Origin of the sequence: Ralstonia chuxiongensis (genome assembly GCF_024158925.1) — a bacterium.
Lineage (GTDB): Bacteria > Pseudomonadota > Gammaproteobacteria > Burkholderiales > Burkholderiaceae > Ralstonia > Ralstonia chuxiongensis.
Map to the genome: position 1 here is coordinate 247,062 of NZ_JAMYWC010000002.1, position 20,427 is coordinate 267,488.

Annotated in this window: 19 protein-coding genes and 1 tRNA gene; 8 read left to right on the forward strand and 12 right to left on the reverse strand. The window is 64.9% G+C overall.

From position 1 onward, the window contains the following. Positions 1–74 precede the first annotated feature (74 nt). Genes ahcY through NKG59_RS05805 form a run of 4 tightly spaced genes read left to right on the forward strand, consistent with a single transcriptional unit; the run spans position 75 to position 3,229 of the window. Positions 75–1,499 carry an adenosylhomocysteinase gene (gene ahcY / locus NKG59_RS05790; RefSeq protein ID WP_253535860.1) on the forward strand — a complete coding sequence of 475 codons (1,425 nt, stop codon included), beginning with the start codon at positions 75–77 and terminating at the stop codon, positions 1,497–1,499. 55 nt (positions 1,500–1,554) lie between these two features. Continuing rightward, complete coding sequence (locus NKG59_RS05795; RefSeq protein WP_004628357.1) at positions 1,555–1,899, forward strand: phage holin family protein; 345 nt, start codon at positions 1,555–1,557, stop codon at positions 1,897–1,899. A gap of 10 nt (positions 1,900–1,909) precedes the next feature. Next, positions 1,910–2,740, forward strand: a complete 831-nt coding sequence (gene metF / locus NKG59_RS05800; RefSeq protein ID WP_045205172.1) for a methylenetetrahydrofolate reductase [NAD(P)H] — start codon at positions 1,910–1,912, stop codon at positions 2,738–2,740. A 30-nt stretch (positions 2,741–2,770) separates the two neighbouring features. Next, positions 2,771–3,229, forward strand: a complete 459-nt coding sequence (locus NKG59_RS05805; RefSeq protein ID WP_253535861.1) for a TfoX/Sxy family protein — start codon at positions 2,771–2,773, stop codon at positions 3,227–3,229. A gap of 4 nt (positions 3,230–3,233) precedes the next feature. Here the strand turns inward: NKG59_RS05805 and NKG59_RS05810 are convergent, their stop codons facing one another. Together NKG59_RS05810 and NKG59_RS05815 are read right to left on the reverse strand one after the other, a co-directional pair. After that, entirely contained in the window at positions 3,234–3,848 is a 615-nt protein-coding gene (locus NKG59_RS05810; RefSeq protein WP_253535862.1) for a pyridoxamine 5'-phosphate oxidase family protein, read from the reverse strand. Positions 3,849–3,865: 17 nt separating this feature from the next. Next, a complete protein-coding gene (locus NKG59_RS05815) occupies positions 3,866–4,459 on the reverse strand; it encodes a 5-formyltetrahydrofolate cyclo-ligase (RefSeq protein WP_253535863.1) in 594 nt (197 codons plus the stop codon). Between the two features lie 189 nt (positions 4,460–4,648). Between NKG59_RS05815 and NKG59_RS05820 the strand changes: the two genes are divergently transcribed. From NKG59_RS05820 to NKG59_RS05835, 4 genes are all read left to right on the forward strand, one after another. Continuing rightward, the gene (locus tag NKG59_RS05820; protein WP_253535864.1) at positions 4,649–6,601 is read left to right on the forward strand and encodes a lytic transglycosylase domain-containing protein; all 1,953 of its coding nucleotides are present in this window, start codon (positions 4,649–4,651) and stop codon (positions 6,599–6,601) included. Positions 6,602–6,786: 185 nt separating this feature from the next. Further along, positions 6,787–7,791 carry a complex I NDUFA9 subunit family protein gene (locus NKG59_RS05825; RefSeq protein ID WP_045205168.1) on the forward strand — a complete coding sequence of 335 codons (1,005 nt, stop codon included), beginning with the start codon at positions 6,787–6,789 and terminating at the stop codon, positions 7,789–7,791. Positions 7,792–8,016: 225 nt separating this feature from the next. Further along, the gene (locus NKG59_RS05830; RefSeq protein WP_253535865.1) at positions 8,017–8,706 is read left to right on the forward strand and encodes a glutathione S-transferase family protein; all 690 of its coding nucleotides are present in this window, start codon (positions 8,017–8,019) and stop codon (positions 8,704–8,706) included. A 50-nt stretch (positions 8,707–8,756) separates the two neighbouring features. Further along, complete coding sequence (locus NKG59_RS05835) at positions 8,757–9,989, forward strand: multifunctional CCA addition/repair protein (RefSeq protein ID WP_253536465.1); 1,233 nt, start codon at positions 8,757–8,759, stop codon at positions 9,987–9,989. Positions 9,990–10,019: 30 nt separating this feature from the next. On the opposite strand, the gene NKG59_RS05840 is transcribed toward NKG59_RS05835, so the two are convergent. The 10 genes from NKG59_RS05840 to rsmB all read right to left on the reverse strand — a co-directional run bounded on the left by NKG59_RS05840 (position 10,020) and on the right by rsmB (position 20,374). Continuing rightward, positions 10,020–10,925, reverse strand: a complete 906-nt coding sequence (locus tag NKG59_RS05840) for a glutamate/aspartate ABC transporter substrate-binding protein (RefSeq protein WP_253535866.1) — start codon at positions 10,923–10,925, stop codon at positions 10,020–10,022. 83 nt (positions 10,926–11,008) lie between these two features. Next, positions 11,009–11,845 (reverse strand): beta-keto acid cleavage family enzyme, encoded by an 837-nt coding sequence (locus NKG59_RS05845; RefSeq protein ID WP_253535867.1) that lies wholly within the window; start codon positions 11,843–11,845, stop codon positions 11,009–11,011. Continuing rightward, entirely contained in the window at positions 11,839–13,194 is a 1,356-nt protein-coding gene (locus tag NKG59_RS05850) for an aspartate aminotransferase family protein (RefSeq protein ID WP_253535868.1), read from the reverse strand. Before NKG59_RS05850 ends, NKG59_RS05845 begins: the two co-directional genes overlap by 7 nt. A 16-nt stretch (positions 13,195–13,210) precedes the next feature. Further along, positions 13,211–14,119 (reverse strand): MurR/RpiR family transcriptional regulator, encoded by a 909-nt coding sequence (locus NKG59_RS05855; protein ID WP_253535869.1) that lies wholly within the window; start codon positions 14,117–14,119, stop codon positions 13,211–13,213. A 182-nt stretch (positions 14,120–14,301) separates the two neighbouring features. Next, positions 14,302–14,607, reverse strand: coding sequence for a hypothetical protein (locus NKG59_RS05860; protein WP_024977076.1), 306 nt, complete (start codon positions 14,605–14,607; stop codon positions 14,302–14,304). Between the two features lie 287 nt (positions 14,608–14,894). Continuing rightward, a tRNA-Phe gene (locus tag NKG59_RS05865) sits at positions 14,895–14,970 on the reverse strand. A 67-nt stretch (positions 14,971–15,037) separates the two neighbouring features. Further along, positions 15,038–15,751: a response regulator gene (locus tag NKG59_RS05870; protein WP_045205161.1), complete on the reverse strand. Its 714-nt coding sequence runs from the start codon at positions 15,749–15,751 to the stop codon at positions 15,038–15,040. A 36-nt stretch (positions 15,752–15,787) separates the two neighbouring features. After that, positions 15,788–18,259: a sensor histidine kinase gene (locus tag NKG59_RS05875; RefSeq protein ID WP_253535870.1), complete on the reverse strand. Its 2,472-nt coding sequence runs from the start codon at positions 18,257–18,259 to the stop codon at positions 15,788–15,790. After that, on the reverse strand, positions 18,256–19,029 hold the full coding sequence (locus NKG59_RS05880) for a DUF4390 domain-containing protein (RefSeq protein ID WP_253535871.1): 774 nt from the start codon (positions 19,027–19,029) through the stop codon (positions 18,256–18,258). The genes NKG59_RS05875 and NKG59_RS05880 overlap by 4 nt, the downstream gene beginning before the upstream one ends. A 13-nt stretch (positions 19,030–19,042) precedes the next feature. Then, the gene (gene rsmB, locus NKG59_RS05885) at positions 19,043–20,374 is read right to left on the reverse strand and encodes a 16S rRNA (cytosine(967)-C(5))-methyltransferase RsmB (RefSeq protein ID WP_253535872.1); all 1,332 of its coding nucleotides are present in this window, start codon (positions 20,372–20,374) and stop codon (positions 19,043–19,045) included. Between the last annotated feature and the right edge of the window lie 53 nt (positions 20,375–20,427).

Consider the following 20,427-nt stretch of genomic DNA (forward strand, 5'->3'; position numbering starts at 1 on the left):
GGGGCCCCAGCATGGGCCCCGTCTCAGTGGTTATCTCCCTGCGTGCGGTCACCCATTTTTTCCGGAGTGATCCAATGAACGCTGTCACCGAACTGAAACACGATTACCTCGTCGCCGACATCAAGCTGGCCGACTGGGGCCGCAAGGAAATCGCCATCGCCGAGACCGAAATGCCCGGTCTGATGGCGATTCGCGACGAGTTTGCCGCGAGCCAGCCGCTCAAGGGCGCGCGCATTGCCGGCTCGCTGCACATGACCATCCAGACCGCCGTGCTGATCGAGACGCTCAAGGCACTCGGCGCCGACGTGCGCTGGGCCTCGTGCAACATCTTCTCGACGCAGGACCACGCTGCCGCGGCGATCGCCGTATCGGGCACGCCGGTGTTTGCGTACAAGGGCGAGTCGCTCAAGGAATACTGGGACTTCACCCACCGCATCTTCGAATGGGCCGACGGTGGCACGCCGAACATGATCCTGGACGACGGCGGCGACGCAACGATCCTGCTGCACCTGGGCGCCAAGGCTGAGAAGGACGCTTCCGTCATTTCGAAGCCCACCAGCGAGGAAGAAACCTTCTTGTTCGCCGCCATCAAGGAAAAGCTGTCCAAGGACGCAACGTTCTACAGCCGCAACCTCGACGCCATCAAGGGCGTGACCGAAGAAACCACCACGGGCGTGCACCGCCTGTACCAGATGGCCCAGCGCGGCGAACTGCGCTTCCCGGCCATCAACGTGAACGACTCGGTTACCAAGAGCAAGTTCGATAACCTGTACGGCTGCCGTGAATCGCTGGTCGACGGCATCAAGCGCGCGACCGACGTGATGATCGCCGGCAAGGTGGCGATCGTGGCCGGCTACGGCGACGTGGGCAAGGGCTCGGCACAGGCGCTGCGCGCGCTGTCGGCGCAGGTGTGGGTGACCGAGATCGACCCGATCTGCGCGCTGCAGGCCGCCATGGAAGGCTACCGCGTGGTCACGATGGACTACGCCGCCGAGCACGGCGACATCTTCGTGACTTGCACCGGCAACTACCACGTCATCACGCACGACCACATGGCCAAGATGAAGGACCAGGCCATCGTCTGCAACATCGGCCACTTCGACAACGAGATCGACATTGCATCCGTTGAGAAGTACCAGTGGGAAGAGATCAAGCCGCAGGTCGATCACGTGATCTTCCCCGACGGCAAGAAGATCATCATCCTGGCCAAGGGTCGCCTGGTGAACCTTGGCTGCGCCACGGGCCACCCGTCGTACGTGATGAGCAGCTCGTTTGCCAACCAAACCATCGCGCAGATCGAGCTGTGGACGGAAGCGCAGAAGGGTTCGAACAAGTACCCGGTGGGCGTGTACACGCTGCCCAAGCATCTGGACGAGAAGGTCGCGCGCCTGCAGCTCAAGAAGCTGAATGCGCAACTGACCGAGCTGACCGACCAGCAAGCCGCGTACATTGGCGTGAGCAAGGAAGGCCCGTACAAGGCTGACCACTACCGCTACTAAGCCGTACCTGCCGGCGGCATTTCCAGCCGCCGGCTCTCCAACCGAGGACTGCTCCATGAGACTGCTCGCTGTCTGGGTCATCAACGCGCTGGCGTTGCTTCTTGTCGCCTATCTGCTCAAAGGCATCCACGTCAACGGCTTCGGCTCCGCGCTGATCGCGGCGCTCGTGCTGGGTCTGGTCAACACGCTGATCCGCCCCATTCTGGTGATCCTCACCCTGCCGGTGACGCTGCTCACGCTTGGGCTGTTCATCTTCATCATCAACGCGCTGCTGTTCCTGTTTGTCGGCAACCTGCTGGCGGGCTTTCAGGTGGCCAGCTTTGGCGCGGCGCTGCTGGGCTCCATCCTGTACAGCGTGATCTCGTGGCTGCTCTCGAGCCTGCTGCTGCGCGAGGCTTAAGGTTTCTGTCATGCAAGATCGTCAATTCAGTTTCGAATTCTTCCCGCCCAAGACGGCGGAAGGCGCCGAGAAGCTGCGCAACACACGCGCGCAACTCTCGCCGCTCAAGCCCCGCTTCATTTCCGTGACCTTTGGCGCGGGCGGCACCACGCAGCAAGGCACGCTCGACGCCGTGGTGGAAATCCAGCGCGAAGGCATCGAAGCGGCGCCGCACCTGTCGTGTGTAGGTTCGTCGCGCGAGAGCATCCGCAACATCCTCAACACCTATCGCGAGCACGGCATCCGCCGCATCGTTGCGCTACGCGGCGACATGCCCTCGGGCATGGGCGAGATCGGTGAATTCCGCTTCGCCAACGAGCTGGTCGAGTTCATCCGCCAGGAAACCGGCGAGGCTTTCCACATCGAAGTGGCGGCCTATCCGGAATACCACCCGCAGTCGCGCTCGGCGCGCCACGATCTGGAGAACTTCGCCCGCAAGGTGAAGGCCGGTGCCAATTCCGCCATCACGCAGTATTTCTTCAACGCGGACGCGTACTTCCAGTTCGTGGACGACGCACGCAAGCTCGGCGTGGACGTGCCCATCGTGCCCGGCATCATGCCGATCACGAACTCGTCGCAGCTCATGCGTTTTTCCGAGATGTGCGGTGCAGAAGTGCCGCGCTGGATCGCCAAGCGCCTCGAAGGCTTTGGCGACGATCGTGAATCGATCCGCGCCTTCGGCCTGGACGTGGTGACGGCCATGTGCGACCGCCTGCTGCAAGGCGGCGCGCCGGGCCTGCATTTCTACACGCTCAACGCCGCCGGCTCCACGCGTGCCATCTGGCAGCGTCTGGGCCTGTAAGCAGAAAGCAGCAAAGCAGAGGAGATCGTCATGGCAGCCGCACCCGATCCGCTGATCGCCTGGTTGCTTGACGAACTCCGGCCGCTCGCCGCGCAAATCGGCGAGATCCGCGCCCGCCGGATGTTCAGCGGGGCGGCGCTCTATTACGACGACATCGTCTTTGCGCTGGTGCTGCGCGGCACGTCTTACCTGCGCGTGGACGACCTCACGCGCGAACGTTTTCTCGCTGAAAAATGCACGCCGTTCAGTTACGAACGCAACGGCCGTACCATCAGCATGACCGGCTACCTGAGCACGCCGGCAGAGGCGCTCGACGGCGGGCAGCCGTTGCGCGACTGGGCGCGGCTGGCGATTGAAGCCGCACTGCGTGACGCGAATGCCAAGGCGGCCAAGCCGAAGCGCGCCGCAGCAAAGACTGCCAAGGCGCCCAAGGCAACAAAAACAACGGCGACCAAGAGGGTCGCCGCAAAAAAGACAGTCAAGCGCTGAACGCTCAGTACAGCGTTGTCTTCAGGCGCTCGGGCAATTCGCGATCATAGGCGTCGCCATCAAATGCGCCACCGCTGATGCGCTGCAGGATCTTGCCTGCGGTGGGCACGGCCGGCTTGGTGTCTTGCGCGCCGTGCGCCCACAGCTTTGAGCGCACCAGCGCCTTCGAACAGTGGAAATACACCGTCTGCACCTGCACGAGGATCACGCTGCGCGGCAGTTTGCCCTGCACCGCAAACGACGCGAGCAATTCCGGTTCGGCCGAAATGGTGGCCGTGCCGTTCACGCGCAACGTTTCACCCACGCCCGGCACGATAAAGAGTACCGACACGCGCCCGTCTTCGACGATGTTGCGCAGGTTGTCGATGCGATTGTTGCCAGGCCGATCGGGAATCGCCAGCAGGCGTTCATTGAGGATGCGCACGAAGCCCGGCGCATCGCCCTTCGGCGAAGCATCCGTGCCCTGCGCGCCCACCGATGACAGCACGATGAACGGCGACGCCTCTACGAACGCGCGGTAGTCGGCGTTCAGGTGGTCGATCTCCTTGAGCAGCGAGCGCGGGTTCGGTGTGCCATACACGGCTTCAAGGTCGGCAACGGTTTTCAGCGTGTGGGACATGGGCTTTCTGTGAGGGGTTAAAACGCGCCGCGCTCGGTGACGATGCAGTCCAGCGCGATGTCGTGCGGTTCCGGCGCGATGGATTCCACGCGGTTCACTTCATATGCCACGCCAATCGTGCGCGGGCGGTGCCCGGCGGCATGCAGCGCAGCCAGCGTGCGATCGTAGAAGCCGCCGCCGTAGCCGATGCGATAGCGTTGCCCGTCAAAGCCCACGCAAGGGATCAGCAGAGCATCGGGCGTTTCCATCTCGCCCGAGCGGGGGATGGGGATGTTGTACGCGCCCGGGGTCATTTCACAATCGGGCGTCCATCGCCGAAACTGCAGGGGAGAAAATTTGTCAGTCACTACGGGCAGCAGTGCATGGCGCGTAGCGTCAGCCGCCAGCCAATGGCCCAGCACGGTCAACGCATCGAACTCTCCCTGCGTTGGCCAGTAGGCGGCCAGGCGTTTGACGGGCAGTGCGTTCAGCAACCCAGCCAGGTGATGCGCCAGCGCGGCATCGTGGGCGATGCGGTCTGGCTGTGCAGCGCGTGCATCGAGCAACATGGTGCGCAGCGTGCGGCGCGATTCGATTGGCGTGGTGGGATTGGCCGGATCGTGCGTACTCATTGGATGTGGCGCCTCGCCGGTTCACGATCCGTAGCGAGCGGCCCGAGGTTGGTGCGAGAAGCGCAGTCGTACACGTGTACGGCGAGCATCGCAGTGCCAAGATCGGGCCGCGCAGTCGGATCGTGAATTGGCGCTAAGGCTGACATGGGATAATTCGGCAGACCTAACAGTGATTGGATGGGGCAGGAGATGACATTGAAGGCCAAGGCAGTATATCGCGCGGTAGCGCTGGCTTTTGCGGGCGTGGTGGGCATGAGCGTGGTTGGCCCGACGCCGCTGGCGATGGCCGCCAAGCGCCAGGCGCCGCAAGGCATTCCGGCCAATCCGGACGATGCGTTTGTCGAGTTGCGCAACGCCGCGCGCCGCAACGATGTGTCGCGCAGCTGGGAGTTGGCGGACAGCCTCTCCGATTACCCGATCCAGTCTTACGTGCAGTATTTCCGCATCAAGCCGCAGCTGTTCGATGCCAGCGGCTATGCCCGCACCGATGCCCCGGAAGACGAAATCCGTTCGTTCCTGCAGCGCTACAAGGGCGAGGCGATTGCCGACCGGCTGCGCAACGATTGGCTGCTCGTGCTCGGCAAGAAGCGCGACTGGGCCACCTTCGATGCCGAGTACCCCAATTTCGTGCTGAAGGACGATACGCAGGTCGAGTGCTATGCGCTGCTCTCGCGCGCGATGAAGGGCCAGAACGTGGCCGCCGATGCGCGCAGCACGCTGTCGGATCCCAAGGGCTATGGCGAAGGCTGTGTCGACCTGATCGGCTATCTGGCGCAGTCCAAGCAGTTCACCCGTGCGGATGTGGCCTATGCGGCGCGGCTGTCGCTGGAGCAGAACCTTGTCACGCAGGCATCGCGCATTGCGGCGGTGCTGCCCGAGGGCGATCGCGTAGACAACGACACGCTGGCCAACGTGACGCGCATGGCGCGCAACGATCCGTCGCAGGCGACGGCGTATCTGCTGGCGCAAAGCGGCGGCCTGTCGCGTGAAGAGCAAGGCGCGGGTTGGGGCGTGATCGGCCAGTACGCCGCCAAGAAGCAGACGCCCGATGCGCTGGATGCCTACCGCCGCCAGATGACGCTCGGCGGCGATGCCTACCTGTCGGACGATTCGCAGGAGTGGCGTGTGCGCACCGCCCTGCGCGCGGGTGACTGGAAGATGGTGCGCCAGGCCATTGAGAAAATGCGCCCCAGCCTGCGTGATCGTGATCCCGCCTGGACGTATTGGTACGGCCGTGCGCTTAAGGCAGACAACCGCAACGATGAGGCCCGCCAGCAGTTCCAGTCGATCGCCGGCCAGTTCAATTTCTATGGCCAGCTGGCGCAGGAAGAGCTCGGCCAGCGCATCACCGTGCCGCCGCGCACAGCCGTGACCGACGCCGAAATCGACGTGATGGGCCGTAACCACCCGGGCTTTGGGCGTGCCAAGAAGCTGTACGACCTGAATCTGCGCTTCGAAGGCAACCGCGAGTGGAACTGGGAGCTGCGCAACATGAGCGACCGCGAGTTGCTCGCCGCAGCCGAATATGGCCGCAAGCTGGGCTTGCTCGATCGCACCGTCAACTCAGCGGACAAGACCAAGACCGAGCACGACTTCTCGCTGCGCTTCCCGACGCCGTACCTCAGCGTGGTCCAGCGCAACGCCGATGCCGTGGGCTTGGACATTGCCTGGGCCTACGGCCTGATCCGCCAGGAGTCGCGCTTCATCATGGATGCGCGGTCGTCGGTGGGTGCTTCCGGCCTGATGCAGGTGATGCCGGAGACCGCCAAGCACATTGCCAAGAAGATCGGCCTGCCAGGGTTCCGCGTTTCGCAGATGAGCGACATCGATACCAACGTGCTGCTGGGTACGGCCTACCTGTCGATGATCCTGACCAACCTGGACAGTTCGCTCACGCTGGCTACCGCCGGCTACAACGCGGGCCCAGGCCGCCCGAAACGCTGGCGCTCGACGCTCGCGCGGCCGGTGGAGGGCGCGATCTTCGCCGAGACGATTCCGTTCAACGAGACCCGCACGTATGTGAAAAACGTGCTGTCGAACGCGACGTACTACAGCGCGTTGCTGACCGGCCGCCCGCAGTCGCTGAAGGATCGCCTGGGCAAGGTGGCGCCGGAATCCGTGACGCCGGACGACTTGCCATAAGCGCCCTATCGTCATCCCGCCGTCACATCAAACGCCCGCCGCAACGCGGGCGTTTTTTCTTGGGTGTGTGCGCTGGCTGGCGCACAGAAGTGTGGCTTGCGGCACGCCGCATCGACATATCTTGGGGGCGATCGCCTTCGGGATGTATTGTGGTGTTGCCCCCCTCCCGTCTTGGAGATGCCTCTATGCAGCCCTCCAATCTGCTCGTCTTTGGCGGTACCGGTTTTATCGGTTCGCAGTTGCTCTCACGGCTGGTGACGGAGACGTTTTCCGCGCCCGGCTTACCCGAGGGCCGGATGATCGTGCCCACGCGCGATCCTGAGTCCGCCCGCGCACACAACCTCACGTTGCTGCCGCGTGTGGATGTGATGGACGCCGACATCTACGCCGACGATGCCCTCGACGCGCTGTTTCTGGCGCTCACCGAGCGCGGTGGCGAGCACTGTGCCGTCATCAACCTCGTTGGCGTGCTGCAGGACGCGCGCGGGATGCCGTACGGGCCGAATTTCCAGCGCGTGCATGTCGATCTGCCCCGCCGCATCGTCGCCGCATGCCGACGCCATGGCGTGAACCGGCTGCTGCACATGAGCGCGCTGGGCGCCGACCCCGCCGGCCCGTCGATGTACCTGCGCAGCAAGGGCGACGGCGAACGCGTCGTCATGAACAGCGAGCTTGACTGGACGGTGTTCCGCCCGTCGGTGGTGTTCGGCCCGCAAGATCATTTCCTGAATCTGTTCGCGAGCATGCAGCGCATGGCGCCGTTTGTGCCGCTGGCCTGTGCCGACGCGCGCTTCCAGCCTGTCTACGTGGATGACGTGGCCGCCGCGTTCATCAACGCGCTCAAGAAGCCCGCGACGATCCGGCATGCTTATCCGCTGGTCGGGCCGCGCGTCTACACCCTGGCAGAGCTGATGCGCTTTGCCGGACGTGCCAGCGGCCACCCGCGCTGGATCGTGCCACTTCCCGAAGGCTTGGGTCGTATGCAGGCCGCGTTGCTTGAGCATCTGCCAGGCGCGCCCATCTCGCGGGACAACCTCGACTCCATGCGCGTGGATAACGTCAGCATGGAACCGGTCGCACCGGAACTCGGCATCCACCCGCTCGGCATGGAGGCGGTGATGCTGCCCGCGCTGGCCGGTTTTGGGCCGGACCGCGGATTGCGTGCTGCACGCACACGGGCGCATCGCTAGAAGCTACGAAAACCCGGGGTATGTGCCCCGTTTGTGAATCCGCTTCACAACCGTGGCCAATCCGTTTCATTTTGTGGCGGTGCAGCGCAAGGCTAGAATGGTTCGCTCGCCTTCGCGCTGCCGCTCGCCGCTTCCGATACAACAAGACTAGAGCGCCCCGGCATTCCCGCGCGATGCCGGCGGGCTCCCACAATAATTGCTGTGCACTCTCCAAGGACGGGAATCATGAAACTGGTCATCGGCAACAAGAACTATTCGTCGTGGTCGCTACGCCCGTGGCTGCTCGCCAAGCAGGCTGGCATTCCGTTCGAAGAGATCCGCGTGCGCCTGCTGAGCGAGACCTTTGCCGCCGACGTGGCACGTCATTCGCCGGCCGGCCGCGTGCCGGTGCTGGTGGACGGCGACATGAACGTGTGGGATTCGCTCGCCATCTGCGAGACGCTGGCCGAGCGTTTTCCGCGCGCACAACTGTGGCCGGCTGACCCGAAGGCCCGCGCACACGCACGCTCGATCTGCGCGGAAATGCACAGCGGCTTCACCAACCTGCGCAACAACATGCCGATGAACGTGACAGCCGTGCTGCCCGGCATGGGCTGGAACGTGGCCGTGCAGCGCGACATCGACCGCATTGCTGCCATGTGGACCGAGCTGCGCCAGAAATACGCTGCGGAAGGTCCGTTCCTGTTCGGACACTTCACGGTGGCCGACGCGTTCTACGCGCCGGTGGTCAGCCGCTTCGCCACGTACGGCGTGCGTCTGCCGGAGGCCGCAAAGACCTACGCCGATTACATCCTCAACCTGCCCGCCATGCAGGAGTGGATCGACGGCGCACGTGCTGAGCATGACTTCCTGGCCGACGACGAGCCGTATCGCACCGCGCCGGACGAAGACACGCTGGTCGCCGCCAATCAATGACGGAACGCGCAGCACAGACCGCGGCCATCGTCGATCCGGCCACGCACGGACTGGATGTCTACGCCGTCGGCGGCGCCATTCGTGACGCGCTGCTCGGGCTGCCGGTGCAGGACCGGGACTACGTTGTGGTCGGGGCCACGCCCGAAGACATGGAAGCACGTGGTTTTCGTGCCGTCGGCAAGGATTTCCCGGTGTTCCTGCACCCGGAGACGCATGCCGAATACGCGCTCGCTCGCACCGAGCGCAAGACGGCTGCCGGCTACAAAGGTTTCTCGGTCTACTACGCGCCGGACGTCACGCTCGAAGACGACCTGATCCGCCGCGACCTGACCATCAACGCGATGGCGCAGCGCGTGGCGGAAGACGGCGCGCTGGTTGGCCCCGTCGTCGATCCGTATGGGGGGCAGGCTGACCTGGCCTCGCGCACGTTCCGGCATGTGTCCGATGCGTTCATGGAAGACCCGGTGCGCATCCTGCGCCTGGCGCGGTTTGCTGCGCGCTTTGCCGACTTTCATGTCGCACCCGAAACCAACGCGCTGATGCAGCGCATGGTGCAGGCTGGCGAAGTCGATGCGCTGGTGCCCGAGCGTGTGTGGCAGGAAATTGCCCGCGGCCTGATGGAGGCGCATCCGCAGCGCATGTTTGCCGTGCTGCGCGACTGCGGTGCGCTGGTGCGCCTGCTGCCAGAGCTTGACCGGCTGTGGGGCGTGCCGCAGCGCGCCGACTATCACCCAGAAGTCGATACCGGCGTGCACACCATGATGGTGATTGAAACGGCCGCAGCGATGGCGACGTCGCTGCCGGTGCGCTTTGCCGCGCTGGTGCACGACCTCGGCAAGGGCACGACGCCTGAGGACATTCTGCCGCGCCACATCGGCCATGAAGGGCGCAGCGTGCCGCTGATCGAAGCGGTGTGCCAGCGCCTGCGTGTGCCGACCGAGTGCCGTGAACTGGCGCTGGTGGTTGCGCGCGAGCACGGCAACATCCATCGCTGTGACGGCTTTGATGCCGCAGCGCTGGTGCGTCTGCTCGAGCGCTGCGATGCGCTGCGCAAGCCCGATCGTTTCCGTCAGGCCCTGCAGGCGTGCGAGGCAGATGCGCGTGGTCGTCTAGGGTTTGAAGACCGCAGCTATCCGCAGACGGAACGCCTGCTGCGCGCGCTCCAGGCCGCAGCATCCATTGACGCGGGCGCTGTCGCCAAGCGCCACGCCGACAACCCGGCGCACATCAAACAAGCCGTGCATCAGGCCCGCATTGAGGCCGTCGCGCAGGCCGGCATCTAGGTTGGCCCCAGAAGCCGGCGGTGTCGCCGCTTACTCGAACGGCGTGTCGCTCGGATTGGCGTACAGCGCCTTCAACTGATCGTTCATCGGGAAGTTGAAGTTCAGGTTCTTGGGCGGCACCGGCTTTTCGAACCACTTGGCGTAAAGCGTTTTGATCTCGCCGCTCTTCATCACGCCGACCATGGTGTCGTCCACGAGTTTCTTGAACTGCGGATCGTCCTTGCGCAGCATGAAGCCGTAGGCCTCGAACGATTGCGGCGTGCCGGTCACGACCCAGTCGTCAGGCTTTTGTGCGAGCGTGCGCGCGCCGGCCAGCAGCACGTCGTCCATCATGAACGCCGCCACGCGGCCGCTTTGCAGCGTGAGGAACGATTCACCGTAATCCTTGCCGCTGATCACGTTCATGTTCATCTTCTTCTCGTCGTTCATCTTGCGCAGGATGCGTTCTGACGTCGTGCCCGCGTTGGTGATGACCGACTTGCCCGCCAGGTCAGGAAAGTCCTTCACGCCCGATTTCACGTTGGTCAGCAGACGCGTGCCGGCGATGAAAAAGGTGGTCGAAAACGCCGTCTGCTGCTCGCGCGATTTCAGGTGCGTGGTGACCCCGCACTCCAGATCCACCGAGCCGTTCTGCACCAGCGATGTCCGGTTCTGCGACGTCACCGGAATCTGCTTGATGTCCAGGTTGGGCTTGCCCGTCTTTTTCTTGACGGCGTCGATCACGCGCGAGCAGAGGTCGGCCGAGAAACCGACGATCTCGTTCTTGCTGTCGCGGTAAGAAAACGGAATCGACGATTCGCGCACGCCGATCAGGATCGTGTTGCTCTCCTGAATCTTCTTGAGCGTGCCGTCCAGTGCCTGGGCGTGCGCGCTGATCGCGAGCAGGCTGGCCAGCGCTAGCGGGATGGATCGGATACAGCGGGTGGTCAAACGCATACTTCCTCCAATGGTTGTGGTGTGCGGCCTGTTGTGTTGCGGCCGTCTGTGCTTTGGCTTCGTGGTGATGAATGCGGAGAGTCTTAGCGGCCGAACCAACTGCGCAGCTCTGCGGCGCTGGCCACCGGCCGATGCAGCGCGTCGAGATGCCGTCGCAGGTTGGTGACGAGCGCCGCGTTGTCGGGTGCCGTGCTGCCGTCGGGCAGCGCCATGTTGTTTTCGAACCCCAGGCGCGCGTGGCCGCCCAGCAGCGCTGCGCTGAGCGCGCATTCGGCTTCGCGCGGTCCGAATGCGCACATCGCCCATGGCACGTTAGCGGTGATGTCTCCGCCGTCAGCCCACGCCTGCAGGAAGGGCAACAGATCCGACGGATCGGAGCGCTGGCCTGCGCTGTAGCGGCCGAGCACGAACAGCACCCAATGCGGTGTGTCGGGCAGCACGCCGCGCGCACGCAGGTCGCGGTAGCGCACCACGTCGTCGGCGGAATAGAGGATGTACTGGATGGCCGTGCGCGTGGCGGCAAGCTCACCAAAGAAGCGCGCGGCTTCCGCCTCGTTCGCGGAATCGGGCGCTAGCTCGCGCAGCGCAGCGGAAATCGCCTCCGGCTGCAGCGCGCGTACCGAGGCCATCTGCTGTTCGGGCGTGTAGATGCCGACGGCCTCGGTGGTGATCTGAATCACCAGCGCATCGCCCACGGCGCGTTGCACGGCGGCGATGGCCGGGCGGTAGTCGCCAGGCTCCAGGCTATGCGTGCCGTCTGGGCGGCGCACATGCAGATGCAGCATCGCCGCGCCGGCATCCACACAATGGCGCGCGCAGGCGGCCAGTTCGTCGGGCGTGATCGGCAGCGCGGGGTGATCGGCGTGCGTCTTGCGCGCCCCGTTGGGCGCCACGGCGATGGCGATGGGTTTGGTCACCATGCAGCCTCCTGGGCCTTGGCCGTGGCTGCGTCAACCGCATCGCCCAGGCGTTCGACGATGGCGTCGATGTCCTGCGCGGTGGCGATGAACGGTGGCGCCAGCAGGATGTGGTCGCCGCGCTGGCCGTCGATCGTGCCGCCCATCGGATACACCATCAGACCGCGCTGCATCGCTTCGGCCTTCACGCGAGCGTGCGTCTTGCATGCAGGTGCCAGCGGCGCCTTGGTTGCGCGATCGGCCACCAACTCCACGCCAACAAACAGGCCGCGCCCGCGTACATCGCCCACGTGCGGGTGGTCGGCAAAGCGCGCACGCAGCGCCGCACGCAGCTGTTCGCCGCGCGCCTGCACGTTGGCGAGCAGGTTGTCTTCTTCGATCACCTTCTGCACTTCCAGCGCGGCCGCGCACGCCGTCGCGTGGCCAATGTAAGTGTGGCCATGCTGGAAGAAGCCGCTGCCGGTCGTGATCGCGTCGTAAATACGGCGATTCACCAGCGTCGCACCGATCGGCTGATACCCGCCGCCCAGGCCCTTGGCAATGGCGACCATGTCCGGCACCACGCCATCTTCCTCGCATGCGAACAGGTAGCCGGTGCGTCCCATGCCGGACATCACCTCATCGAGCAACAGCAGCACGCCGTGGCGATCGCACACCGTGCGGATCTTGCGGAAGTAGTCGCCCACCGGCGGCACCGCGCCGGCCGTGGCGCCCACCACCGTCTCGGCGACGAAGGCCGCGACATTTTCCGTGCCGAGTTCGACGATCTTCGCGTCCAGTTCATCGGCCAGGCGCTGCACGTATTGCGCGTCGCTCTCGCCATCCAGGCGCTCGCGATACGCATAGCACGGCGAGACATGGTGTGCCGGCACCAGCAGCGGCAGGAACGGCTCGCGCCGCCACGCGTTACCGCCGATCGCCAGCGCGCCCAGCGTGTTGCCGTGATAGCTCTGACGCCGCGCGATGAAGTATTGGCGCTGCGGCTGCCCAATCTCGACAAAGTACTGGCGTGCGAGCTTGAGCGCCGCCTCGATCGCTTCGGAACCGCCAGAGACGAAATACACGTGATCAAGATCGCCCGGCGCCGCAGCGGTCAGGCGCGCAGCCAGTTCTTCCGCCACATCCGTCGTGAAGAACGATGTGTGCGCATAGGCCAGCGCGCGTACCTGCTTGCAGATGGCGTCCACCACGCGTGGGTGGCCGTGGCCCAGACACGAGACGGCGGCACCGCCGCAGGCGTCGAGGTAGCGCTTGCCGTCGGAGTCGATGAGGGTCATGCCCTCGCCGCCGACAGCGGTGGGCAGCGTCTTGCGCGGGTCGCGGTGGAAGACGGAGGTGGTGGACGGAGTCATGGGCGGTCGAGAGGGCTCAACGTTTGGTGGACGGCACGGCGACAGCCGCTTCACTGCGGCGGGCGCTGCGCACGTAGGCGGCTTGTTGCTTGAGCTGGGCGTCGCTGTCGGCGAGGTGAGCGAGCGCGATTGGGCCGGCGTGACGGAACCACGTCATCAGCAGCGCATCGAGCAGCGCCATCGGCGCGGCCAGCGAATGGAAGAACGACGGAATGGCGACGGGCGCGACGAGCTGCTGCCACGCCAGCTCAGCGCCCGGGGCGATGGCGCTGTCGGTCACATACACGAGGCGCGCACCGCGCGCATGCGCATACTGCATCGCCTCAATGACTTCGCGTGTGTACGGATCAAAGGTGACGGCCACGACGATGTCGTCCTCGCCGCAAAAACGCAGCGGGTCGGCCAGCGTGTTGCCGCTGCCGGTGCACAGCGTGACCTTGTCGTCGAAAAGCTGGGCGGCATAACCGAACGCATGCGTTAGCGCCAGGCAACTGCGCGCGCCCAGCAGATAGACCCGCCGCGCCTTGCACAGAACGGCGGCCACAATATCCAGCGCGGCCAGGTTGGCGGGCGAAAATGCCGCCTGCACATGAGCCCCGATGGCCATGCCGATGCGCTCGGCCTCTGATGCGCCTGCCGCATCGTCGCCCTGCAGCGCGGTGGCGCGGCCGGCAAAGCCGTCGGCCTGCTGGCGCAGGTGGTTCACGCAGATATCGCGCAGCGCGGCAAAGTCATCAAAGCCCAGCGCGCGCGCCAGGCGCGAGAACGTGGCCGGTGGCAGGTCGCAGCGGCGCGCCAGGTCCCGCATCGAAAGCAGGGCGATGTCGTGCTGGTGCGTCTCAAGCAACATGGCGGCACGCTGCAGTTGCGGAGAGAGAGCGCTGGCGCGGTCGCGCAGCGTTTGCATGAGCCCATCGAACGTCATGAGGTGATTAATTTGATTCAACTGTTTCGTAAACTACTAATTTGAAACAGTTGAGTCAATATCGGATTCACCCTTGGGATCGCGCACGAAAGCGAAACGGCCGCAACGCAAGGCGTGCGGCCGTGGCGGGCAAACAAAAACGGAGGCCGAAGCCTCCGTTAGCTATGCGTGATGCGCGCGTTTCAGGTTGCCGGGGCGTCGAGCTGTTCCATGCGGAACTGGAAGAAACCGGCTCCAATCAGTCCAAGCAGGCTTAGCGCCATGCACGTGCAGGCCAGAATCATCACCGCGCCCAGGGACGAAACTCCGCTCATGAGTGGCGTATGCATCAACGCCGACAGGTTGCCGCCAACCCACATGGCCGCGACGAGGGCCATCAAACACGTCAGCGCTGCGGCATTGCGCAACCACGTCAGCCGCGTCTTGCGGCTGATGCCGTCGAAAGCGTGGAAATGGAAGTGGTGGTGACCGGTGCCAACGAGTGCCATGGAGAATCTCCTTGTGCTTGCCGTTTGATAGCGTTGAGTCACTATACCGAGACCTGCGACAGTTTGGCGCAGTTTACGCCGCTAGGTATACCCTGAGCTGCGCTGCGTCAAGAGGTGTGGGTACATTTTTTGTGGGTGCGACACTGCGCCGCAGATCGACGACTGGCGCGGCAAATCGGGAGATGGTGGGGGCGGGCGAATGGCACCGCAGAAATGAAAAAAGACCTCGCGAGGAGGTCTTTTTTGTTGCCCCGCAAAATCGATCGATCTTGAAGAGCAAAGAATTTTGGTGGCCTGGGGCGGAATCGAACCACCGACACGCGGATTTTCAATCCGCTGCTCTACCAACTGAGCTACCGGGCCAAGCAAAGAAAGGCAAGTATGACAGGAGTTGTGCCCAGCCGTCAAGCATCTCTGAGCACTTTGATGATCACGCGGCCGGTTCGCCCTTGTTGCGCGAGAGTTCGACACCCAGCTGCTTGAGCTTGCGGTACAGGTGGGTGCGCTCAAGACCGGTCTTTTCTGCCACGCGGGTCATGCTGCCGCCCTCGCGCTGCAGGTGGTATTCGAAGTAGGCGCGTTCAAACAGGTCGCGCGCTTCGCGCAGCGGCATGTCGAACGAGAACTGCATGCCGCCGCCCTCGGCTGCGCGGGTCGGTACGCCATTGATATCTGTGCGATCGAGCGCGGTAGGTGTACCTGCTGCTGCGGCGTTGGGCATGGCGCCTGCGAGTCCCGCCACCGGTGCGGCAGCCGGTGCCGCAGAGCGCGGCTTTTCCTTGCTGCGCGACAAGCCCTGCTCCACCGCCGTCAGCAGCTTCTGCAGTGCGATGGGCTTCTCCAGGAAATTCAGCGCGCCGATCTTGGTCGCCTCGACGGCGGTGTCGATGGTGGCGTGGCCCGACATCATGATGACGGGCATGGTCAGCAGACCTTGCGATGCCCATTCCTTGAGCAGCGTTACGCCGTCGGTATCCGGCATCCAGATATCGAGCAGGACGAGGTCGGGCGTTGCGTTCGCGCGGTATTCGCGCGCGCGCTGAGCGTTTTCGGCGACTTCAACAACGTGCCCTTCGTCTCCGAGGATTTCGGAGAGCAACTCCCGGATACCCATTTCGTCGTCGACAACGAGGATGGTGGCCATGCTTTTCCTCTATGTGCGGCGGGATTGCCGTCCGCGCTACGCGAGTTTTACGAACAGTATGGAAACCTGGGCGCCGACGATGTCGGTACCCGATGTGCCCGATGTTGTGCTGGATTGGCGGTTGCGCAATTCGATTCGCGCTCCGTGCTCGTCCATGATTTTCTTCACCATGGCCAAGCCCAATCCTGTGCCCTTGGCTTTGGTCGTGACGTACGGCTCGAAGGCGCGGTTGAGGATGCGGGAAGAGAACCCGCCGCCGTTGTCCGCGATTACAAGCCGCACAGCTTGCCGCCGCGCGCCCGAGGCGTCGTCGTATTCTACCGTGTCAGTTTGCAACATGACATGCGGAGCAGCTCGCCCGGCCGCTTCATTCTCGGCCACGGCGTCCTGCGCATTCTGCAGCAGGTTGTGGATGACCTGGCGCAGTTGCGTCGGGTCGCCCTTGATGAGCGGCAGGTTGGCGCCCAGCTTGGCCTCGATGACGGGGTGATCGCGGCGGTCAGGGTGATCGATGCCGTACAGGTGCAGCACCTCCGCGGCAAGCGCGTTGAGGTCCAGCTCCTGCAGCATGGCCGGCGGCGTGCGGGCGTAGTCGCGGAAGTCATCGACCATGCGCTTCATCGCCGACACTTGGTTGACGATGGTGGTGGCGCCGCGTCGCAACACCTCGGCGTCGGCGTCCGACAGCTTGGGTGAAAGCTTCATCTCCAGGCGCTCAGCCGAGAGCTGGATGGGCGTGAGCGGATTCTTGATTTCGTGTGCGAGGCGCCGCGCAACCTCGCCCCACGCCACCGAGCGCTGCGCCGAAATCACGTCGGAAATATCGTCGAACACCACCACATAGCCGCGTTCGGTGCCGTGCGAGCCCACCGACGGGCCGGGCAGGCGCGTGCCACGCACCAGCAGCGTGAGGGGTTCGTCTTCGTCTTCGAGCGGAATTTCGACCTGCTTCTGCCAGTGGGCCACTGCGCCGCCGGCGGCTGTGCTTGCGTCTTGTTCGGCGAAGGCCTGTTCGACCACCGGCGCGAAGGCTGCCACCGGTGTGATGCTGGTCAGCGCCTGACCGACCCACGCGCCGAAGGGCTGTTTGAAGATGCGTTCGGCACCCGGGTTGGCAGTCAGCAGCACGAAGCGATGGTCGAACACGAAGACGCCCGCGGTCAGGTTGGTCAGCACGCTCTCAAGATAGGCTTTCGATTGCTCGAGTGCCGCGCGATTCTGCTCCACGGCGCGGCGCGCGTCGGCAAGCTGCCGCGTCATCTGGTTGAACTGTTGGGTGAGTACACCTAGTTCGTCGCGCGTATGCAGTTCACGCTTGGGCGAGAGATCGCCTTCGGCCACTTCGCGCGTGCCCTGGAGCAGCATCAGCAGCGGCCGTGCCAGCTGCGCGCCCAGCAGCAGCGCGAGCATCACCGCGATGAACACCGCCAGGAACAGCGTGAGCGTGAGCGTGCCGATGTACATCTTGCGCAGACCCGTGCGGCCGAGCGCTTTCTCCTGGTATTCCTGGTAGGCGCGTTGGACGGCGTCGGCATTGCGGGCGAGCGCCTGCGGCACCGGCTGCACGAGCTGCAGGAAGCGTTCGTCGCGGCCGCTTTCGCCGATCAAGCCGAAGCCGCGCGACGTGCTGCTGCCATCTTCCGGCCGGCGATCTGCCAGCAAACCGGTGCCGGCCCATTTGCGCGCCGGCGTGTTCAGTCCCAGGGCGGGCTCGTCGCGGGACGACGTGCCCAGCGCCACCACCACATGCAGCTGGTACAAATCGCTGCGGCGGCCGTTGTTGCGTGCCGCAGGTGCCGAGGCGGCCGGCGCGGAAGCGCTATCGGTTTCGTTATCGCTGCCGCCTTCCAGGCTGGCATAGCCGCCCGGCGCGCGGGCCTGTTCGAGCACGGCCTGGTCGGGCAGGTTGGGGACGAGCGTGTCGTAGGTATTTGATGCGGTGGCGATCACGCGCCCACTGGCCGTGAAGATGGTCGCCTCCTGCACGCCGAACTGCTCGCGCAATCGATTGAGCGTGATGGCCGTGGCCGAGGCGGACCCATCGCCCACTTGCTCCGCGATCAGGCGGCCCTTGTTCTGCAGGTCGGCCAGCGCCGAGTCCATGGTCGAGCGGCCGAGGTTGAGGCCCGCTTCCAGTGCCGATTCGACCTTCACGTCGAACCACGACTCGATACTGCGCGACACGAACTGCAGCGACACCAGGTAGATCAGCACCCCCGGCAGCACGCCCACCACGCCGAAGAACACCGCCAGCTTGGTCATCAGCCGCGTGCCGAACTTGCCGCGCCGCGCGCGCAGCGCCAGCGCCAGCATCAGCCCGCCGATGATCACCACCAGCAGCACCCCGATGACGAGGTTGACCTTGTAGAGCAGCGTGAAATACCGGTCGAAGAACTCGGTGTTGGCCGATGCCGCAGCCAGCAGGCCGACCAGCACGATCGCCAGAAAGACGATGGTGCCTGCCACCACCTGATAGAGCAGCCGCTTGTAGCTGCGATCGAAGATCATTTGGCGGGAGCCAGCAGCGGGCCTGCGCTGGGCGGGCCGGCGCTCATGCCCCAGCCCGGATTGGGCGACAGGCCCGACGAGCCGGAAGCCGGCGGGGAAGATGCCGGTGCGCTGACCGGTGGCGCAGCAGGCGCGGGCGCCGGGGCCGGCGGCGGCTCATTCGGCACTAGCAGGTTGAAGCGCTTCCATTCGGAACTGAGATTCCAGTCGCGCGTGTTGACAGCGTTGATCTGGAACGGCTTGGGGAGCTGCGTTACGTCGAGGCGCATGCGCACTTCGGCCTGCACGGTCTCGCCGGCCTTGACGGCGCGTTGCTCGAATACGCGCCAGCCGCGCACGTGCTGCATGAAGTCGACGGCGTCTTTCAGGCGCGAGAACGGCACCTGCAGGCCGCCGGTCGACACGCGGTACTGGCGCGTGAGCGGGTGATACGACAGCCGCACCACGCGCGTGGCGCTGATGGCATGGTCGTCAAACCAATACCAACGGGGGCGAATCAGTTCAAATTCAACCAGGAAGTAGAGCGCGATGCCCTTGTTCACCGCGTCTTCGAGGTTGCTGGGCAGATCGAAATCGAAATCGGCGGAGAGGTTCCAGCCGCCGTCGGCGTATTCGAGCTGGGCTCGGTTGATTTCGATGGATTGTGCGGATGCCGTGACCGGACACCACACCAACAGCATGCCCAGTGCGACCAGCGCGACCAGCCGTTGCAGAATCTGCCGGAACCGGGATTGCAGCAGCCGGATCGATGGGCGAAGGATGACAGTCACAACGGTCGGTGCATCAGGGCCGTTTCTGGAAAACCGCGTAAAAGAAGCCGTCGTGATCGAGCGGCAAGGGCGACGCGCCGGGGGCGAACCCGCTGGCCTGCGCCGCATCGGGCGAGACCGGCAGCAACTGGCCGGGCGCGTGCAATCGTATCGCATCTTCCAGATGGCGTTCAAACCATTGGGCCTGGTCTTCGCCTTCCGTCGGAAAAATCGAACACGTGACATAAACCAACTTGCCACCAGGCTTCAGGCATGCCCAGAGGGCGCGCACGATGTCTCGCTGCAGGCCGGCCAGGGCCTTGAGGTCGGCCGGACGACGCAGCCAGCGGATGTCCGGATGGCGCCGCACGATGCCGGCGGCCGAGCACGGCACATCGGCCAGGATGCGGTCGAACGGTCGGCCATCCCACCAAGTGTCGGGTTTGGCCGCATCGCCGACGCAAATGGTGGCGGTCTGGTGCAGGCGCGCGAGGTTTTCGCTGATACGCACGGCGCGCGCGGCATCCGACTCGAGGGCCGTCACGTCCAGGCGGTCAGCCAGCTCAAGCAGATGGCCCGTCTTGCCGCCGGGTGCGGCGCAGGCATCGAGCACGCGTTGGCCGGGTGCCACGTCGAGCAGCGTTGCGGCCAGTTGTGCCCCGGCGTCCTGCACCGAGACATCGCCATCGGCAAAACCGGGCAGTTCGGAAACGGGGACGGCGCGCGCAAGGCGTACGGCTTGCTCGCCGATGCGCTCGGCGTCGATGCCGGCTTCGGCCAGGCGTGCGAGATACGCGTCGACGGCAATGCGGCGCGGGTTCACGCGCAGCACCATCGGCGGGCGGCGGTTGCCGGCGGCCAAGATGGCTTGCCACGCGTCGGGATACGCGCTGCGTACGGCGTCGATCCACCACGTTGGGTAGTTTGTGGCGGCCGACAGATCTGCCTGCATGTCTGCGACCAGCGCATTTTGCTCGCGCAGGAAGCGGCGCAGCACGCCGTTGACCATGCCCTTGCCGTGCGAAAGTTTAGGGTCGGCCGAGGCGGCCGTGACGGTTTGGTCGACCACGGTGAACGGCGCGTACGGCAGCGGGTCGTCCAGCAGTTGCGCGAGCGCCACGCGCAGCAGGTTGGCGGCGCCTTCAGCGGGCGGGCGCGGGATCAGCGTGTGGATCAGCCAGTCTGTGCTGCCGAGCCAGCGCGTGGCGCGGTATGCGAGATCCTGGACGGCACCCCGCACCGGGGCGGGCTGACCCTGGCACACGGCGTCAATGGCCTGGGGCAATGCCATGCCCTGCCGCAGCTTGCCCAGTGCAACAGCGGCAAGCGACAAGGCGTGGGCGAGGGAATCGGGCGGCAGGCGCATCAGGCAGCAGGAAATCAGGCGAACAAAATGCAACGAGCCCGCGATGGGCGGGC

Bases quoted from the DNA above. Each gene is read 5' to 3' on its own strand.
- NKG59_RS05805 (WP_253535861.1), top strand. From the start codon at position 2,771: ATGGCAGCCGCACCCGATCCGCTGATCGCCTGGTTGCTTGACGAACTC.
- NKG59_RS05815 (WP_253535863.1), bottom strand. From the start codon at position 4,459: ATGAGTACGCACGATCCGGCCAATCCCACCACGCCAATCGAATCGCGC.
- NKG59_RS05830 (WP_253535865.1), top strand. From the start codon at position 8,017: ATGAAACTGGTCATCGGCAACAAGAACTATTCGTCGTGGTCGCTACGC.
- NKG59_RS05855 (WP_253535869.1), bottom strand. From the start codon at position 14,119: ATGACGTTCGATGGGCTCATGCAAACGCTGCGCGACCGCGCCAGCGCT.
- NKG59_RS05825 (WP_045205168.1), top strand. From the start codon at position 6,787: ATGCAGCCCTCCAATCTGCTCGTCTTTGGCGGTACCGGTTTTATCGGT.
- metF (WP_045205172.1), top strand. From the start codon at position 1,910: ATGCAAGATCGTCAATTCAGTTTCGAATTCTTCCCGCCCAAGACGGCG.
- NKG59_RS05870 (WP_045205161.1), bottom strand. From the start codon at position 15,751: ATGGCCACCATCCTCGTTGTCGACGACGAAATGGGTATCCGGGAGTTG.
- NKG59_RS05840 (WP_253535866.1), bottom strand. From the start codon at position 10,925: ATGCGTTTGACCACCCGCTGTATCCGATCCATCCCGCTAGCGCTGGCC.
- NKG59_RS05845 (WP_253535867.1), bottom strand. From the start codon at position 11,845: ATGGTGACCAAACCCATCGCCATCGCCGTGGCGCCCAACGGGGCGCGC.
- NKG59_RS05875 (WP_253535870.1), bottom strand. From the start codon at position 18,259: ATGATCTTCGATCGCAGCTACAAGCGGCTGCTCTATCAGGTGGTGGCA.
- NKG59_RS05820 (WP_253535864.1), top strand. From the start codon at position 4,649: ATGACATTGAAGGCCAAGGCAGTATATCGCGCGGTAGCGCTGGCTTTT.
- NKG59_RS05810 (WP_253535862.1), bottom strand. From the start codon at position 3,848: ATGTCCCACACGCTGAAAACCGTTGCCGACCTTGAAGCCGTGTATGGC.
- rsmB (WP_253535872.1), bottom strand. From the start codon at position 20,374: ATGCGCCTGCCGCCCGATTCCCTCGCCCACGCCTTGTCGCTTGCCGCT.
- NKG59_RS05850 (WP_253535868.1), bottom strand. From the start codon at position 13,194: ATGACTCCGTCCACCACCTCCGTCTTCCACCGCGACCCGCGCAAGACG.
- NKG59_RS05860 (WP_024977076.1), bottom strand. From the start codon at position 14,607: ATGGCACTCGTTGGCACCGGTCACCACCACTTCCATTTCCACGCTTTC.
- ahcY (WP_253535860.1), top strand. From the start codon at position 75: ATGAACGCTGTCACCGAACTGAAACACGATTACCTCGTCGCCGACATC.
- NKG59_RS05795 (WP_004628357.1), top strand. From the start codon at position 1,555: ATGAGACTGCTCGCTGTCTGGGTCATCAACGCGCTGGCGTTGCTTCTT.